Here is a 16478-nt window from a genome sequence, read left to right on the forward strand (position 1 = left end):
CTGGTGTTGATCGTGGAAGACCTGTCGGGTCGCCGACTCGCAGGCAGCGTGAGCCAGGAATCCCCTTGCCTCGGCTGGGGGAGGATTCAAGTGTCGCACTCCAGCACAACCTTGCACAGTCCGCAGCGCGCCCGTACCTGTCCGCTCACCGGCACCCGGATCCGCTGGTGGCAGACGGGGCACGGGAACGACACCCGCAGCGGGGGGCCGTTTTCGAAGGCGTAGCCGTCGTCGGGGACGGCCGTCGTCGTCAGCCCCTCGCCGCCCGCCCGCGCGAACAGCTCCTGCGCCCGTCTGCGGTCCCGGGTGTACCGGTGCCGCCCCAGGCGCCCGCTCGCCGTCAGCGGCGGGCGCCGGGCGTCCTGGCGGGCCAGGCGCATGCCGGCGGTGTACGCCTCGTACGCCTGCGGGCTGGTGAACCACACCTCCGGGTTCTCGCCGAAGGCGAGCGCGCGCTTGGCGACGACGTAGCCGAACTCCTCGGGCGTCAGATAGCCGAACCGCTGCGAGGCGCCGCCGCCCTCCCGGAAGGCGTCCAGCAGCAGCCAGCCGGCGCCGAGGTAGGCGGTCGCGGTGTCGGTGAGGATCTCGTTGTCCGCGGTGCCGGGGAAGGACAGGCCGAGGCGGTCCAGAAAGACGTGCATCACCTCGTGGGCCAGCGCCCCGCCGACGTCCCGGCGGTGCTCGCGGAAGCGCGGGTTCAGCTCGACGAAGTACTCGGGGCCCGCGGCCAGTTCCACCACCGCGGCCTCCGGCATCTCGCGGAAGCTCACGATCATGCGCGCGTCCGGCAGCCGCAGATGCTGCACCAGCGCGTGCGCCACCCGCTGGACGCCCAGGTGCAGGTCCTCGTCGGCGTCCAGCGCCACGTCGGCCGGGAGGACGCTGACGGCGAAGTCGGCGTGCAGCCGGTCCGCGGTGATCCGCCGGTAGAGCGCCGTCAGGGCCGACCGCACGGTCCGCAGATGCGGAAAGCCGTGCACGACCTCGCGCGCGCTGTCCACCGGCGACCCCCAGGGCGTCCGACAGGGTGTCCGACTCCCGCCAACTCTACGGGCCCCGCGCCAACGGCCCCCGGCGACGTATCGTGACGCACATGAGTCCGAACATCGCCACCAACACCCGGGTCGACCTCGCCGGGCTGCTGGAATTCGTACGGCCCAGGCACCGGGCCCTGCTGCTCACCCGGCGGGCCGACGGCTCGCCGCAGGCGTCGCCGCTGACCTGCGGGGTGGACGACGCGGGGCGGATCGTGGTGTCCACGTACCCGGAACGGGCCAAGACGCGCAACGCCCGGCGGGACCCGCGGGTCGGGATCGTGGTGCTGTCCGACGCGTGGAACGGGCCGTGGGTGCAGGTCGACGGCGCGGCGGAGGTGATCGACGCGACGGCGGACGTGGAGCCGTTCGTGGAGTACTTCCGCAACATCTCGGGGGAGCACCCGGACTGGAACGAGTACCGCGAAGCCATGGTGCGCCAGGGCAAGTCGCTGATCCGGATCACCCCGGAGCGGTGGGGTCCGGTGGCCACCGGGGGCTTTCCCGCGCGGCTGTCGGAAGGGGCGTAGGCGGGGCGGATACTCACACCCCCTGGCCACCCGACCGTCCATCGACGAAGATCGACTCTGCGTGGACCCGGCGCCCGGAGGCGGTGTCCGGACCCGGCGGCGACGCAAGGAGGGCGGGCGATGAGCCACCACACGTGGATGCGCTACTTCACTCCCGGCCCGGTGCACCGCAAGCTCGGCCTGGTCTGCCTGGGCGTCGGGCTGCAGTACGGCGACCTGCCGGTGGTCGGGCCGCGCACACTCGACCACCACGTCGCCCTCGTCATCAGCAGCGGGAGCGGCTGGTTCCGGGGCGGCGACGGGCCGGTACTGGAGGTCACGGCGCCCGCGCTGCTGTGGCTCACGCCGGGCACCGTCCACCACTACGGGCCCGACCCCGCCACCGGCTGGGACGAGGCGTTCGTCGACTTCACCGGGCCCGCCGTGGCCGCGTACACCGAACTGGGCTACGTCCAGCCGGAGCGGCCCGTGGTGCCCCTCAGCGACGCCACCGGGCCGCGCGCCGTCGTCACCCGCATCGCGCGCGCCGCCCGCCGCGGCAACCCGATGCTGGAGGTGGAGACGTCCGCGGCCGTGCACGACCTGCTCGTGGCGCTGCGCCGGGCGCGCGCGGACATGGCGCCGGACGGCGACCCGGTGCTGCCGGCGCTGGCCCGCGACGCCTTCCTGCCGCTGTCCGTCGCCGAGCACGCGGCGCGGCACGGGATGACGGCGGCGGAGCTGCGCTCGGCGGTGCGGCGGGCGGCGGGGTGCAGCCCCAAGGACTACCTGCTGGGGATACGGCTCGGGCGGGCGAAGGAACTCCTGGCGGCCACGGAGCTGCCGATCGCGGCGGTCGCCCGGCGGGTCGGGTACGACGATCCGGCGTACTTCTCGCGGCTGTTCACGCGCCGGGTGGGGGTGGCGCCGGTGCGCTTCCGCGACCAGCAGGGGCGCGCGGTGCCGGGCGGCTGGAGCGACCGCGGTACGGAGCCGGGGGACCCGCCGGCGGTGGAGGGGGCGCCGTGGGCGCCGGGCGGGGGACCGGCGTAGCCGGGCTTCCACGGGTGCCGGAGGACGGCGTCGCGGGCGGGTCGGTCAGCCAGGCCGGTCATCGGGCCGGTCAGTCGGTTCGGTCAGCGGGGGGCACCAGGCGGGTGTCGTAGGCGAAGATCACCGCCTGCACGCGGTCGCGGGCACCGGTCTTGCCCATACCGGCGACGCTAGGCCGCGCGGCCACGCCGATCGTCCGACCACGGCCCGCATCTGCGCACTGCCGTAGTACCACGGGAGGACCCCCGCTAGGACCTGCCGTCACCCCCGGGCCGTTCGCCCGCAGGGCCGGCGGCAGCCGCGGCGTCCGGCTCACCGGTCGCACTCGCCGCGCCGGCAGCCGCCGTCACGTCGGCGGCAGCCGTCGCGCCGCCCGCGGCGACGACGCGCGCCCCGCGGCGTACGCCCAGCAGACCGCCCCGAAGACCGCTCCGCCGCCGCGACACCGCCACGCCCGCCAGGCACAGCGCGCCGCCCAGCAGGGCCGGCACCTCCGGCACCTCGCCCAGGGCCGCCCAGGACATCAGCACCACCAGCGCCGGCACCGCGTACGTCGTGGCGCCCATCTTCCCCGCCGTGGTCCGCGCCAGCGCGTACGCCCAGGTCGTGAACGCCAGCGCCGTCGGGAAGATGCCGAGATACACCACGTTGGCCGTCGCCGACAGCGGCGCGTCGCCCAACTGTCCCGCCAACTGCCCCGCGAACGGCAGGCACAGCACCGCGCCCGTCATGCAGCCGAAGGTCGTGGCCTGCAACGGCGAGGCGTGCGCCAGGGCCGGCTTCTGGCTGACGACACCGCTCGCGTACGTCGCCGCGGCGAGCAGGCACAGCAGCACCCCGCCGAGCGAGGAGTCACCCCCGTCGGACGTCGATATGCCGACCACCACGGCGCCCGCGAAGGACACGCCGAGGCCGGCCAGCAGCGCCGGCGGGAAGCCCTCCTTCAGCAGCCAGCCGCTGAGCACCGCTATGAGCATGGGCCCGACGTTGACGATCATCGCGGCCGTGCCCGCGTCGACCAACTGCTCGCCCCAGTTGAGCGCGACCATGTACACCCCGCACCAGAGCGCGCCGGAGACGGCGATGCCCGGCCACGCCGCCCGCGGCGGCAGTCCCTCGCGGCGCACGACGAGGATCAGCGCCAGCACGGCGGAGCCCGCCACCATCCGGCCGAGCGCCAGCGCGCCGGGGCTGAAGTGCTCGCCCGCGTCCCGGATGGAGACGAACGCCGACGCCCACAACACCACGGTCACCGCCGCCGCGGCCATCGCCCGCCGGTCCGCCCCCGCCTGCACGTTTACCATGACCAAGAACGTAACAGCCGGCACTGACAACGGGCCCGCCCCTGTTACGGTGGCCCGATGACCGACCACTCCACGCCCCCGTCGGCCATGGACGGCCTCTCCGACTCCGCCGTACGAGCCGAGCTCGCCCGGCTCCGCGACAGCATCGACAACATCGACGCGGCCGTCGTGCACATGCTCGCCGAGCGCTTCAAGTGCACCCAGCAGGTCGGCCGCCTCAAGGCCGCCCACCACCTGCCCCCCGCCGACCCCGCCCGGGAGGCCCGCCAGATCACCCGCCTCCGGGAGCTGGCGGAGAGCGCCAAACTGGACCCGGCCTTCGCGGAGAAGCTCCTCACCTTCATCATCGCCGAGGTCATCCGCCACCACGAGACGATCGCCAGCGCCACCACCCCGGAGGGTCCCGCGCGCGAGTGACCGCCGGCTGATCTCCGTCCGCTGGTCCCGTCCGCCGGTCTCCGTCCGTCAATCCCCGTCCGTGCCCGCGTCGTACGCCGCGAAGGCCGGCTCAGGCAGCAGCCAGCCCTCCTCGCGGAAGATCCGCGTCCCCGCCTCCCGCGCCGCCGCGTCGGTGCCCGCGCGGGCCACCCAGTCGCGGGGCGTCGGACCCAGGAGGCCGCGCAGCCGCGGGGAGGCGGCGAGGAGGCGGGCCAGCAGGGCGGGTTGGTCCCGGTCGTGGGGGAGCGGGCGGCGGGGGTGGTCCGGGGCGCCGGAGAGGATGCCGCGGGCGTTGTAGTAGACGTACGCGGCCGGCAGCCGTTCCCCGGTGGCCAGCCGCGCCGGGAACGCCTCGGCCGGCAGCAGCGCGCGCCCGTAGCGCGGCATCTCCGTGCCGTCCACGGCGCGCAGTTGCGCCTCGTCCAGCCACGTGATCCACAGCCGCGACTCGGCGGTCTCGTCGGCGTACGGGGCCGCCGCGACGTACCCCGGGCGGCTGATGTGCGCCGAGACACCGATGCCGATGCCGCGGACGGTGACCGGCGTGAGCGGCACGACGGCGGGCAGCCCCAGGCGCGTGAGCTTGTGGCGCACCTGCCCCGGCGCCGCGTTCGACCCCAGCGCCAGCACCGCGGACCGCTGTGCGGCCGGTGGCTGCCCCAGCGACGCCAGCGCCTCGTCCAGCCCCGTGTCCGTACGGCCCCGTGCCACCCGCCACCGCCCCACCCCGCCCGGCGCGGGCCGCAGCGGCAGCAGCCGGTCGCCGGCCAGCAGCGCGGGACCGGGCGCCGGCGGCCCCGGATACGTCAGCGGCTCCAGCGCGGGTACGGTCGCAAGGCCCAGGGCCCGCAGGGTTCTGTCCGGCACGCCGGCAGCGTAGCGGCGCACGCGGCACGCGCGCTCCGGGCGCGAGGAGGCCCGGCGCCGCCCGGGTGTCGTCGCAGCCGCAGGCGGTGAGGCAGCATATGCCCCATGCCCGCACTCACCCGCGCCGAGGCGCAGCGCCGCGCCGACCTGCTGGACGTCCGCCACTACGCCGTCGACCTCGACCTGACGCGCGGTGCGGAGGTCTTCGGCTCCCACACCGTCATCACCTTCGCCGCGCGCGCGGCGAAGGAGACGTTCGTCGAGGTCAGGCCGGCCGAGCTGGTACGTGTCACGCTCGACGGCCGGGACCTGGACACCGGCGCGCTCGACGGCAACCGGCTCGCGCTGCAACTCGGCGAGGGCGAGCACGAACTGCGCGTCGAGGCCGTCATGCGCTACTCGCGCACCGGCGAGGGCATGCACCGCTTCACGGATCCCGCCGACGGCGAGACGTACGTCTACAGCCAGCTCTTCCTGGACGAGGTGCAGCGCGTCTTCGCCGCGTTCGACCAGCCCGACCTCAAGGCCGTCTTTGACGTCTCCGTCACTGCACCGGCCGGCTGGACCGTACTCGGCAACGGCATCGCCCACCAGGAGGCGGACGCCGGACCGGACGCCTCCGCCGACGCCGATACCGACGCCGATACCGGTGCCGATACCGACGCCGGTGCCGGTGCCGATGCCGGTGCCGACCCCGGCGTCCGCTGGCGGCTGACCACCACCCCGCCGCTGGCCACCTACCTCGTCGCCGTCGCCGCCGGCCCCTGGCACTCCGTCCACACCGAGCACGCCGGCCTGCCCTTCGGCCTGCACTGCCGCCGCTCGCTCGCCGCCCACCTCGACGCCGACGCCGACGAACTGTTCGACATCACCCGGCGCTGCTTCGACCGCTACCACGAGCGGTTCACCGAGCCGTACCCCTTCGACTCCTACGACCAGGCGTTCGTCCCGGAGTTCAACCCCAACGCCATGGAGAACCCGGGCCTGATCACCTTCCGCGACGAGTTCGTCTACCGCTCCGCCGTCACCGACACCGAGCGCCAGACCCGCGCCATGGTCATCGCGCACGAGATGGCGCACATGTGGTTCGGCGACCTGGTCACGCTGCGCTGGTGGGACGACATCTGGCTGAACGAGTCCTTCGCCGAGTACATGGGCTACCAGATCCTCACCGAGGCCACCCGCTTCACCGGCACCTGGACCGACTTCGCCATCGCCCGCAAGAGCTGGGGCTACGACGCCGACCAGCGCCCCTCCACACACCCCGTCGCCCCGCCGCGCGTCCCCGACAGCGCCTCCGCACTGCAGAACTTCGACGGCATCTCCTACGCGAAGGGCGCGAGCGCGCTGCGCCAACTCGTCGCCTGGATGGGCGAGAAGGACTTCTTCGCCGGGCTCGGCGACTACTTCGCCCGGCACCGCTTCGGCAACGCCACCCTCGCCGACTTCATCGAGTCCATGGCCCGCGCCTCCGGCCGCGACGTGCCCGGGTGGGCCGACGCCTGGCTGCGCACCACAGGCGTCGACACCTTCCGGCCGCAGACCTGGGAGGGCGGGGACGGCGTGTGGGCGCTGGAGGTCGAGCACGCCGGGCGCCGTCCGCACCGGCTGGACGTCGGCCTCTACGACGAGGTCCCCGGCGAGCCCGGCCGGATGGCGCTGCGCGAGAAGCCGGCGCAGGAGTTCGCCGCGGACCTCGGGCTGAAGTCCACGTCCGCTTCCGGCCGCCGGCCCGACCTCGTCCTCGTCAACGACGGCGACCTCACGTACGCCAAGATCCGGCTCGACGACCACTCCTGGGAGACCGCCCGCCGCTGCCTGTCCGGCATCCCCGACCCGCTCAGCCGCGCCGTGCTGTGGAACGCCGCCCGCGACATGGTCCGCGACGCCGAACTCCCGCCCGCCGACTATCTCAGGGCCGCCGCCGCGCACCTGCCGGCGGAGTACGACCTCGCCGTCGTCCAGGGCGTGCTGGCCTTCGCCCGCGAGCCGGTCGCGGGCGCCTACGCACCCGACGCGGACCGCCCGGCGGCCCGCGCGGCGGTTGCCGGGATCTGCCGCGAACTGCTGCGCCGCACCGATGAGAACGCCGACCCCGGGCTGCGGCTCGCGGCCGTACGCGTCCTCGTCGACTGCGCCGACGAGCCCGACGAGGTACGCGACTGGCTCGCCGCCGGCACCGTCCCCGGCGGCCCCGTGCTCGACCCCGACCTGCGCTGGCGCTGCCTGACCCGGCTCGCCGTCCTCGGCGCCGCGGGACCGGAGCGGATCGAGGCGGAAGTCGCCCGCGACCCCGGCGCCTCCGCGCAGGAGGGCGCGGCGCGGTGCCTGGCCGCGATGCCGGGGGCCGAGGCGAAGGCGATGGCCTGGGAGGCGATGTACGGGGACGGCGGCACCGGCGGCGGGGAGCCCTCCAACTACCTGTTCACAGCCACCGCGCTCGGCTTCTGGCAGCCGGAGCACCGCGAGGTGCTGGCCCCGTACGTGCCGCGCTGGTTCGCCGAGACGCCGGCGCTCGCCGCGCGCCGCGGCGCCGCCATCGCCACGGCCGCGGGGCGCTCGGGGTTCCCGCGGGGGTTCGTGAACGCGGAGACGCTGCGGCTCGGCGAGGAGTGCCTGCGGCGGGACGACCTGGTGCCGGCGCTGCGGCGGTGGCTGGGGGACCAGCTCGACGACCTGGCCAGGACGCTGCGCGTACGCGAGGCGGCGGGTTCCCCGGGCCCAGCGGGTTCCGGCCCGGCAGGCCCGGCGGACTCGTAGCGGGACGGGGCCGGGCGCGGCCGGGCGGAGGCGCGTCGCGCCCGGCCCCGTAGCAGATCGCGGAACGCGCCCCTCCGCGTCCCCGCGCGTTCCCACGTACGGGCGAACTCCCGGGCAGAACGGCACGTTTCGGAGAAATAGCGGAAGTAGCTTAGGGCCGCCTCACCTCACCACACCGGTCCACCGGGACCGGCGTCTTCAGGAGCCTGCATGCCCGCTGCCGCCGAAGCCGCCCTCGCGGGCGGCCCCGCCGGCCCCCGCGCCCTCCGCCCGTACCTCGACACCGTCCTCGCCGCCCTCGGCGACGGCGCCGCCCGCCGCCGGGGGCCGCTGCCCGCCGGCGGCCCGGTGGCCGTCGCCGCGCGGGTCCGCGAGGCCGTCCGCCCCGTGCTGCCCGACACCGGCGTCGGCGCCGAGGCGGCCCTCGCCGGCCTCGTCCGCCTCCTCGCCGAGGGCGCCGCCGATCCGGCGGACCCGCACTGCGCCGCCCACCTGCACGCCCCGCCGCTCGCCCTCGCCGTCGCCGCGGACCTCGCGGCCGGCGCACTCAACCCCTCGCTCGACTCCTGGGACCAGGCCCCGGCCGCCACCGAGCTGGAGGCCGAAGTGGCCGCCGCCGTGGCCGCCGAGGTCCACCCCGGCGCCGCCCGCCCCGACGCGCTGGTCACCACCGGCGGCACGGAGGCCAACCAGCTCGCGCTGCTGCTCGCCCGCGAACTCCTCGGCCCCGGCGTGCAGGTGGTCGCCGGGGCCAGCGCCCACCACAGCGTCCACCGCGCCGCGTGGCTGCTGGGCATGCGCGCCCCGCACGTCGTGCCCACTCCCCGCGGCGTCCTCGACCCTGCCGCCGTAAGGGACGCGCTCGCGCACATCCGCGGCCCCGGCGGCGTGCCGGGACCGGCGCTGGTCGTCGCGACCGCCGGCACCACCGACGCCGGTGCCGTCGACCCGCTGCCCGGGCTCGCCGACGCCGCCGCGGCGCACGGCGCCCGGCTGCACGTGGACGCCGCGTACGGGGGGCTGCTGCTGCTCGCCCGGAGCCGCGCACACCTCGTTGCCGGGCTCGACCGGGCCCACACCGTCGCCCTCGACCTGCACAAGCTGGGCTGGCAGCCGATCGCCGCCGGCTTCCTGGCCGTACGCGACGACGCCGACCTGGCGCCGCTCGCGTACACCGCCGACTACCTCAGCGCCGACGACGACACCGCCGCCGGGCTCCCCGCCCTGCTGCACCGCTCGCTGCGCACCACCCGCCGCGCCGACGTGCTCAAGGTCGCCGTCACGCTGCGCGCGCTCGGCCGCGCCGGGGTCGCGGAGCTGGTGGAGGGGACGCTCACGGCGGCGGTGCGGCTCGCGGAGCTGGTCGAGGACGACCCCGAGCTGGAGCTGTACGCGCCGCCGACGCTGACCACCGTCCTCTTCAAGCCCGTGGGCGCCGACGACGCCGCGGTCGCGGCGCTGCGGCGGCGGCTGCTCACCGACGGGCAGGCGGTGCTCGGGCGCGCGCAGGCGGGCGGGCGGCGCTGGCTGAAGGCGACCCTGCTCAACCCCCATGCCCACCCCGGCGACCTGCGCAACCTGCTCAAGCTCGTCATCGAGGCCCACCGGGCACCGGCCCCTTCACCCCAGCAGCCGCCTCGACAGACCCAGCAGACCCAGCAGACCCGGCAGCCCCGCGAGAACGGAACCGCCCTCGATGCCCGCTGAGCACTCCGCCCGCCGGCGCCCGCTCGACCTCGCCGGGATCGGCATCGGTCCCTTCAACCTGTCGCTCGCCGCCCTCGCCGCCCGCGTCCGCGGTCTGCGCACCGCGTTCTACGAGCGCCGCGCCGAGTTCCGCTGGCACCCCGGGCTCCTCGTCGAGGGCACCACCCTCCAAGTGCCCTTCCTCGCCGACCTCGTCACGCTCGCCGACCCCACCAGCCCCTTCAGCTTCCTCAACTACCTGCGCGTCCGCGAGCGGCTCTACCCCTTCTACTTCGCCGAGCGCTTCCACACCCACCGCGCCGAGTACGACGCGTACTGCCGCTGGGTCTGCGGGCAGCTCGACGGCCTGCACTTCGGCCACCACGTCGAGGACGTCCGCTGGAACGCGGAGCGCGGCGTGTTCGAGGCCGACTTCACCCGGCTCGACGCCGCCGGCGAGGCCGCGGCGCTGGGCCGCACGCACGCCCGCCACCTCGTCGTCGGGGTGGGCACCGAGCCGTACGTACCGGAGGCGCTGCGTCCGATCGCCGGCACGCCCGGGGCCTCAGTCGTGCACTCCGCCGACTACCTGACCCACCGCGCCCGCCTCGTCGCCGCCGGGCACGTCACCGTCGTCGGCGCCGGGCAGTCCGGCGCGGAGGTCTTCCTCGACCTGCTGCGGGCCCGTCCCGCGGGCGCGGAGGGGCTGCACTGGCTGGCCCGTACCCCGGCGTTCGCGCCGATGGAGTACAGCAAGCTGGGCCTGGAGCAGTTCACGCCGGACTACGCGCGCTATTTCCACGGGCTGCCCGAGGACGTACGCGACGAGCTGCTGCCCCGGCAGTGGCAGTTGTACAAGGGCATCGACGCCGGGACCATCGCCGCCGTCCACGAGGAGCTGTACCGCCGCACCCTCGGCGGCGGCTGGCCGGACGCCGTCCTCACCCCCGGCGTCACCGTACGCACCGCCGGGCGCCTCGGCTCGAACCGCATCGAACTGCACCTGGAGCACACCGTGCAGGGCGCCCGCGAGACCCTGCGCACCGACGCCGTCGTGCTCGCCACCGGCTACCGCGAGCGTCCGCTCGACGGCCTCCTCGCCTCGCTGGAGCCGCTGCTGCACCGCGACGCCGCGGGCCGCCCGCAGGTCGACGAGCGGCACCGCCTCGTGCTCGACCCGGAGGTCACGGGCCGGGTCTACGTCCAGAACGCCGAGCGGCACACGCACGGCGTCGGCGCCCCCGACCTGGGCCTGGCCGCCCACCGCAGCGCCGTCATCCTCAACGACGTCTCCGGTGCGGAGCCGTACCCGCTGCCGCGCCGTACCGCGTTCACCACCTTCGGGCTGCCGCAGGCCCGGCTCGAACGGCCCGACGAGCCGGCGCATGGGATCCCGCGCGCGCTGGAGCCTGGCACAGTGAAGGCATGACGAACCCGCCCCCCACTCCCAGCGGCACCCCCTACGGCACCCCCGACGAGCCGCGCCTGGCCGTTCGCGGCGAGGCGCGGCTCGAAGTCGACCCGGAGATCGCCCGGATCGCCGTCACCGTCTCCGTCCGCGGCACCGACCGGCGCACCGCGCTGGCGGACCTGACCCGCCGCAACGCCGAGGCGCGCGAGCTGATCAGGTCGTACGGCGACGCGGTCGAGAAGCTGGAGACCGGGGCGCTGCTCGTGACCCCAGAACTCGGCAGGCACGGCCGCGGCGAGCGGGTGCGCCGGTACCAGGGCCGGGTCCGGCTGGTCGCGACGTTCAGCGACTTCACCGCGCTCGGCGAGCTGAGCACCCGGGCCGCCGACCTCGACCTCACCAGCGTGGACGGCCCGTGGTGGGGCCTGCGCCCGGACTCGCCGGTGCACCGCGGGGCGCGGCAGCAGGCGGTGCGGGAGGCGGTGACGCGCGCCCGCGAGTACGCCGAGGCGCTGGGCGCGGAGCTGACGGCGGTCGTGGAGATCGCCGACGAGGGCGCGGAGCAGCCCGAGATGTGGATGGCGGCACAGGCGACCCGCGGCTTCGCCCGCAGCTCCCTCGAAGCCGGCGTCGAAACGGCCCCCGCGCTCGACCTCGAACCTCAGCGGCAGACTGTCTGCGCACGAGTCAACGCCAGGTTCATCATGACTCGTCCGCAACTCTGATAACGCTCATCAGAGCAGCGCCCCGCACGTTTTATTAGTTGTCAGTTCGCTCTCAATAGACCTTTGCTCAAATGTCGTTCGGGATTGGCCGGTATCCGGTTCCCTACCTGCCGGTAAGTCATAGAGTCGAAAGCATGCGCCGAGCGAAGATTGTCTGCACCCTGGGTCCAGCGACCGACACATACGACCAGATCAAGAGCCTGGTCGAGGCGGGAATGGACGTGGCCAGGCTCAATCTCAGCCATGGCACTTACGCTGAGCACGAGGAGCGTTACGCACGGGTGCGCAAGGCCGCGGACGAAACGGGGCGCAGTGTCGGCGTACTTGCCGACCTTCAGGGCCCGAAGATCCGCCTGGGCACCTTCCGCGAAGGTCCTGTATTTCTCGAACGGGGCGATGAATTCACCATCAGCGTCGACCCGGTCCAAGGCGACCGCCAGTGCTGCGGTACGACCTACGCCGGGCTGGCCGCCGACGTCGGCCGCGGCGAGCGGATCCTCGTCGACGACGGCCGCGTCACGCTGGAGGTGACCTCCGTGGACGGGCCCCGGGTCCGCACCATGGTCATCGAGGGCGGCATGGTCTCCGACCACAAGGGCCTCAACCTGCCCGGCGTCGCCGTCTCCGTCCCGGCGCTCTCCGCCAAGGACCGCGACGACCTGCGCTGGGCGCTGCGCGCGGGCGCGGACATCATCGCGCTGTCCTTCGTACGCTCCGGGCAGGACGTCCGCGACGTCCACCGGATCATGGACGAGGAGGGCCGCCGGGTCCCGGTGATAGCCAAGGTGGAGAAGCCCCAGGCGGTCGAGAACCTGGAGGGCATCGTCGACGCCTTCGACGGGATCATGGTGGCCCGCGGCGACCTCGGCGTGGAGATGCCGCTGGAGCAGGTGCCGATGGTGCAGAAGCGGGCGGTCAAGCTCGCCAAGCGGAACGCCAAGCCGGTCATCGTCGCCACGCAGATGCTCGACTCGATGATCGAGGCGTCCCGGCCGACGCGCGCGGAGGCGTCCGACGTCGCCAACGCGGTGATGGACGGCGCGGACGCGGTGATGCTGTCCGGCGAGACGAGCGTCGGCAAGTACCCGGTCCAGACGGTGCGGACGATGGGCCGGATCGTCGAGGCGGCGGAGGAGGAGATGCTCGCCAAGGGGCTGCCGCCGCTGACCGAGCGCAACAAGCCCCGCACGCAGGGCGGCGCGGTGGCGCGCGCGGCGGCGGAGATAGGCGACTTCCTCGGGGCGCGCTACCTGGTGGCGTTCACGCAGTCCGGCGACACGGTGCGGCGGCTGTCGCGCTACCGCTCGCCCATCCCGGTGCTGGCCTTCACCCCGGACCCGGCGACGCGCAGCCAGCTCAACCTGACGTGGGGCGTGGAGACGTTCCTCGGCCCGATGGTCCAGACGACCGACGAGATGGTGGCGCAGGTCGACGAGCAGTTGCTGAAGATCGGCCGCTGCCGCCAGGGCGACGTGGTCGTGATCACCGCCGGCAGCCCGCCCGGCGTCCCCGGCTCCACCAACCTCGTCCGCGTCCACCACATAGGCGAGGACGACAGCCCGAACTGACCCGCGCGCCGGCGGCACGGACCCGGGCGCGGCGTGCGGGCCGCGCGAGCTGTCTGTGACGGGGCAACGCGCGCTCGGCACCGACCCGGGCGCGTGCGCCCGGCCGCGCCCGGCCGCCACTGCTCGCCTGCCGCACGGCGCCGCAGGTCCACCGTGCGTTTGGCACGTACCCGGGCGCGGGGTGCGCACCGCGGCGCCCGGCCGCCGCCGCTCGCCGCAGGCGGCAGCGGCGGGCGCCGCCGCTCGCCTGCCGCACGGCGCCCGCCGTTCCCGTCTCGCCGTTCCCGGCCCGCCGGGGCAGCGCCCCGGTCCCCGCCCGCCGGGCGGCGCAGCCCGTGCCGTTCCCCGCCCGCGCCGGACGAGAGGCGCTCAGTGGGCCGCCGACTCCCAGTCCGTGCCCACGCCCACCGCCACGTCCAGCGGCGCCCGCAGGTCCGCCGCGCCCGCCATCTCGTGCCGCACCAGCTCCTCCACCTGCTCGCGCTCGCCCGGGGCCATCTCCAGCACGACTTCGTCGTGCACTTGGAGCAGCAGCCGCGTCTGCAGCGACGCCGCCGCCAGCGCCCGGTCCACCCGCAGCATCGCGAGCTTCACGATGTCCGCCGCCGTGCCCTGGATCGGCGCGTTGAGCGCCATCCGCTCCGCCATCTCGCGCCGCTGGCGGTTGTCGCTGTTGAGGTCGGGCAGATACCGGCGGCGGCCGAACATCGTCTCCGTGTAGCCCGTCGCCCGGGCCTCGTCCACGACGCGGCGCAGATAGTCCCGTACGCCGCCGAAGCGCTCGAAGTAGTTCTCCATCAGCTTGTCTGCCTCGGCGGTACTGATGCCGAGCTGCTGCGAGAGGCCGAACGCGGACAGCCCGTAGGCCAGCCCGTACGACATGGCCTTGATCTTCCGCCGCATCTCGGGGTCGACCTCGGTGCGCGGCACCGCGAACACCTGCGAGGCGACGGTGTCGTGCAGGTCCTCGCCGGAGGCGAACGCCTCGATCAGGCCCTCGTCCTCGGACAGGTGGGCCATCACGCGCAGCTCGATCTGGCTGTAGTCGGCGGTGAGCAGCGACTCGTACCCCTCGCCGACGACGAAGCCGCGCCGGATTGCCCGGCCCTCGTCCGTACGGATCGGCACGTTCTGCAGGTTCGGATCGGTGGAGGACAGCCGGCCGGTGGCGGCGACGGTCTGGCTGAACGTCGTGTGGATCCGGCCGTCCGCCGCGATGGTCTTGATCAGCCCTTCGACCGTGGAGCGCAGCCGGGCCTGCTCGCGGTGGCGCAGCATGATGACCGGCAGCTCGTGGTCGGTCTTGGTGGCGAGCCAGGCGAGGGCGTCGGCGTCCGTGGTGTAGCCCGTCTTGGTCTTCTTGGTCTTCGGCAGGCCCAGCTCGCCGAAGAAGACCTCCTGCAACTGCTTGGGCGAGCCGAGGTTGAACTCGTGCCCCACCGCGTCGTGCGCCTCCCGGACGGCCTGCTGCACCGCGCCGGCGAACTGCTCCTCCATGGCCTCCAGATGGGCCCGGTCGACGGCGACACCGGCCCGCTCCATGCCCGCCAGCACCGCCGAGACCGGCAGCTCCATGTCGCGCAGCAGCTCCGCCGCGCCGACCTGCGCCAGCCTCTCCGACAGCGCGTCGCCGAGGTCCAGGACCGTACGGGCCGTACGCATCAGCGCGTCCCGCTCGGCCGCCTCCTGGTCGCCTTCCTCGCTGTCGAGGCCCAGCTCGAGCTGGCCGTCGGCGGCCGGGGGCTCCAACTCGCGGCCCAGATAGGCGATCGACAGCGCGTCGAGCGCGAACGTGCGCCGCCCGGGGGTGACCAGATAGGCGGCCAGGGCCGTGTCCGTGGCCACGCCCGCGACCGTCCAGCCGTGCTCGGCGAAGACGCGCATCGCGCTCTTCGCGTCGTGCATCGTCTTGGGCCGGCCGGCGTCCGCGAGCCAGCCCGCGAACGCCTGCTCGTCCGCGGCGTCCAGCCGGGCCGGGTCGAACCACGCGGCCGGCCCCTGGGCGGTGGCCAGCGCGACCTCGGTGACGCTGCCGGCGCCGAGCTGCCAGGTGCCGACGGTGGCCACGCCGAGCGGCCCCGCGCCGTGCTCGGCGAGCCAGGGCGCCAGCTCGCCCGTCTGCAGCACCCGGCCGTCGACCTGCACCCCCGGCTCCGGCTCGGCCTCCACCTCGGCGGCGCCCGGGTCGGCGTTGAACAGCCGCTCGCGGAAGTTGGGGTTGCGGAACTCCAGGGCGTCCATGACGACCTGGAGCGCCGTCCGGTCGTACGGCCGGCGCTCAAGCCCCTCGGGCCCGGCGGGCAGCTCGACGGCGCGGTCCAGCTCGGTCAGCCGGCGGTTGAGCTTCACCGCGTCGAGGTGGTCGCGGAGGTTCTGGCCGGCCTTGCCCTTGACCTCCTCGGCGCGCTCGGCCAGCTCCGCGAACGAGCCGAACTGCTTGATCCACTTGGCCGCGGTCTTCTCGCCGACGCCCGGGATGCCCGGCAGGTTGTCCGAGGGGTCGCCGCGCAGCGCGGCGAAGTCCGGGTACTGCGCGGGCGTCAGGCCGTAGCGCTCCTCGACCTTCGCCGGGGTGAACCGGGTCAGCTCGGAGACGCCCTTGGTCGGGTACAGCACCGTCACGTGGTCGGAGACGAGCTGGAAGGAGTCCCGGTCGCCGGTGACGATCAGGACCTCGAACCCGGCCGCCTCCGCCTGCGTGGCCAGCGTGGCGATCACGTCGTCCGCCTCGAAGCCCTCGACGGCGAAGCGCGGCACGTTCATCGCGTCCAGCAGCTCGCCGATCAGCTCGACCTGGCCGCGGAAGTCGTCGGGGGTCGAGGACCGGTTGGCCTTGTAGTCCGGGAACTCCGCGGAGCGCCAGGTCTTCCGCGAGACGTCGAAGGCGACGGCCAGGTGCGTCGGCGCCTCGTCACGCAACGTGTTCGACAGCATCGACGTGAAGCCGTAGATCGCATTGGTGACCTGCCCGCTGGTGGTGGAGAAGTTCTCCGCGGGTAGCGCGAAGAACGCCCTGTATGCCAGGGAATGTCCGTCCAGCAGCATCAGGCGGGGACTGCGGGGGCCAGGGGGTTTCGATGCGTTCTCAGCCACGGCTCCGATCCTGCCATGCCGCACTGA

Annotated in this window: 12 protein-coding genes; 8 read left to right on the forward strand and 4 right to left on the reverse strand. The window is 74.5% G+C overall.

The window, feature by feature from the left end; genetic code table 11:
- Nucleotides 1-86: 86 nt before the first annotated feature.
- Entirely contained in the window at nucleotides 87-1004 is a 918-nt protein-coding gene (locus B124_RS28665; RefSeq protein ID WP_496505886.1) for a hypothetical protein, read from the reverse strand.
- 92 nt (nucleotides 1005-1096) lie between these two features.
- Here B124_RS28665 and B124_RS28670 point away from each other — a divergent pair, with 92 nt between their 5' ends.
- Both B124_RS28670 and B124_RS28675 read left to right on the forward strand, forming a co-directional pair.
- Complete coding sequence (locus B124_RS28670; protein WP_496505887.1) at nucleotides 1097-1567, forward strand: PPOX class F420-dependent oxidoreductase; 471 nt, start codon at nucleotides 1097-1099, stop codon at nucleotides 1565-1567.
- A 120-nt stretch (nucleotides 1568-1687) separates the two neighbouring features.
- Nucleotides 1688-2599, forward strand: coding sequence for a helix-turn-helix domain-containing protein (locus B124_RS28675; protein WP_496505888.1), 912 nt, complete (start codon nucleotides 1688-1690; stop codon nucleotides 2597-2599).
- Nucleotides 2600-2847: 248 nt separating this feature from the next.
- On the opposite strand, the gene B124_RS28680 is transcribed toward B124_RS28675, so the two are convergent.
- Nucleotides 2848-3867, reverse strand: coding sequence for a DMT family transporter (locus tag B124_RS28680; RefSeq protein WP_496505913.1), 1020 nt, complete (start codon nucleotides 3865-3867; stop codon nucleotides 2848-2850).
- Between the two features lie 93 nt (nucleotides 3868-3960).
- On the opposite strand from B124_RS28680, the gene B124_RS28685 reads away from it, so the two are divergent.
- Nucleotides 3961-4320 carry a chorismate mutase gene (locus B124_RS28685; RefSeq protein WP_496505889.1) on the forward strand — a complete coding sequence of 120 codons (360 nt, stop codon included), beginning with the start codon at nucleotides 3961-3963 and terminating at the stop codon, nucleotides 4318-4320.
- A 48-nt stretch (nucleotides 4321-4368) separates the two neighbouring features.
- Here the strand turns inward: B124_RS28685 and B124_RS28690 are convergent, their stop codons facing one another.
- Nucleotides 4369-5208, reverse strand: coding sequence for a hypothetical protein (locus B124_RS28690; protein ID WP_496505890.1), 840 nt, complete (start codon nucleotides 5206-5208; stop codon nucleotides 4369-4371).
- A 105-nt stretch (nucleotides 5209-5313) separates the two neighbouring features.
- Here B124_RS28690 and pepN point away from each other — a divergent pair, with 105 nt between their 5' ends.
- From pepN to pyk, 5 genes are all read left to right on the forward strand, one after another.
- Complete coding sequence (gene pepN / locus B124_RS28695; protein WP_496505891.1) at nucleotides 5314-7968, forward strand: aminopeptidase N; 2655 nt, start codon at nucleotides 5314-5316, stop codon at nucleotides 7966-7968.
- Between the two features lie 210 nt (nucleotides 7969-8178).
- A complete protein-coding gene (locus tag B124_RS28700; RefSeq protein WP_496505892.1) occupies nucleotides 8179-9675 on the forward strand; it encodes a pyridoxal phosphate-dependent decarboxylase family protein in 1497 nt (498 codons plus the stop codon).
- On the forward strand, nucleotides 9665-11083 hold the full coding sequence (locus B124_RS28705) for a lysine N(6)-hydroxylase/L-ornithine N(5)-oxygenase family protein (protein WP_496505893.1): 1419 nt from the start codon (nucleotides 9665-9667) through the stop codon (nucleotides 11081-11083). Before B124_RS28700 ends, B124_RS28705 begins: the two co-directional genes overlap by 11 nt.
- Entirely contained in the window at nucleotides 11080-11790 is a 711-nt protein-coding gene (locus tag B124_RS28710) for an SIMPL domain-containing protein (protein WP_496505894.1), read from the forward strand. Before B124_RS28705 ends, B124_RS28710 begins: the two co-directional genes overlap by 4 nt.
- A gap of 134 nt (nucleotides 11791-11924) precedes the next feature.
- Nucleotides 11925-13358 carry a pyruvate kinase gene (gene pyk, locus B124_RS28715; RefSeq protein ID WP_496505895.1) on the forward strand — a complete coding sequence of 478 codons (1434 nt, stop codon included), beginning with the start codon at nucleotides 11925-11927 and terminating at the stop codon, nucleotides 13356-13358.
- A gap of 369 nt (nucleotides 13359-13727) precedes the next feature.
- Here pyk and polA read toward each other — a convergent pair whose 3' ends face one another.
- Complete coding sequence (gene polA, locus B124_RS28720; protein WP_496505896.1) at nucleotides 13728-16451, reverse strand: DNA polymerase I; 2724 nt, start codon at nucleotides 16449-16451, stop codon at nucleotides 13728-13730.
- Nucleotides 16452-16478: the final 27 nt, after the last annotated feature.

The organism is Streptomyces sp. CNP082, from assembly GCF_059570535.1.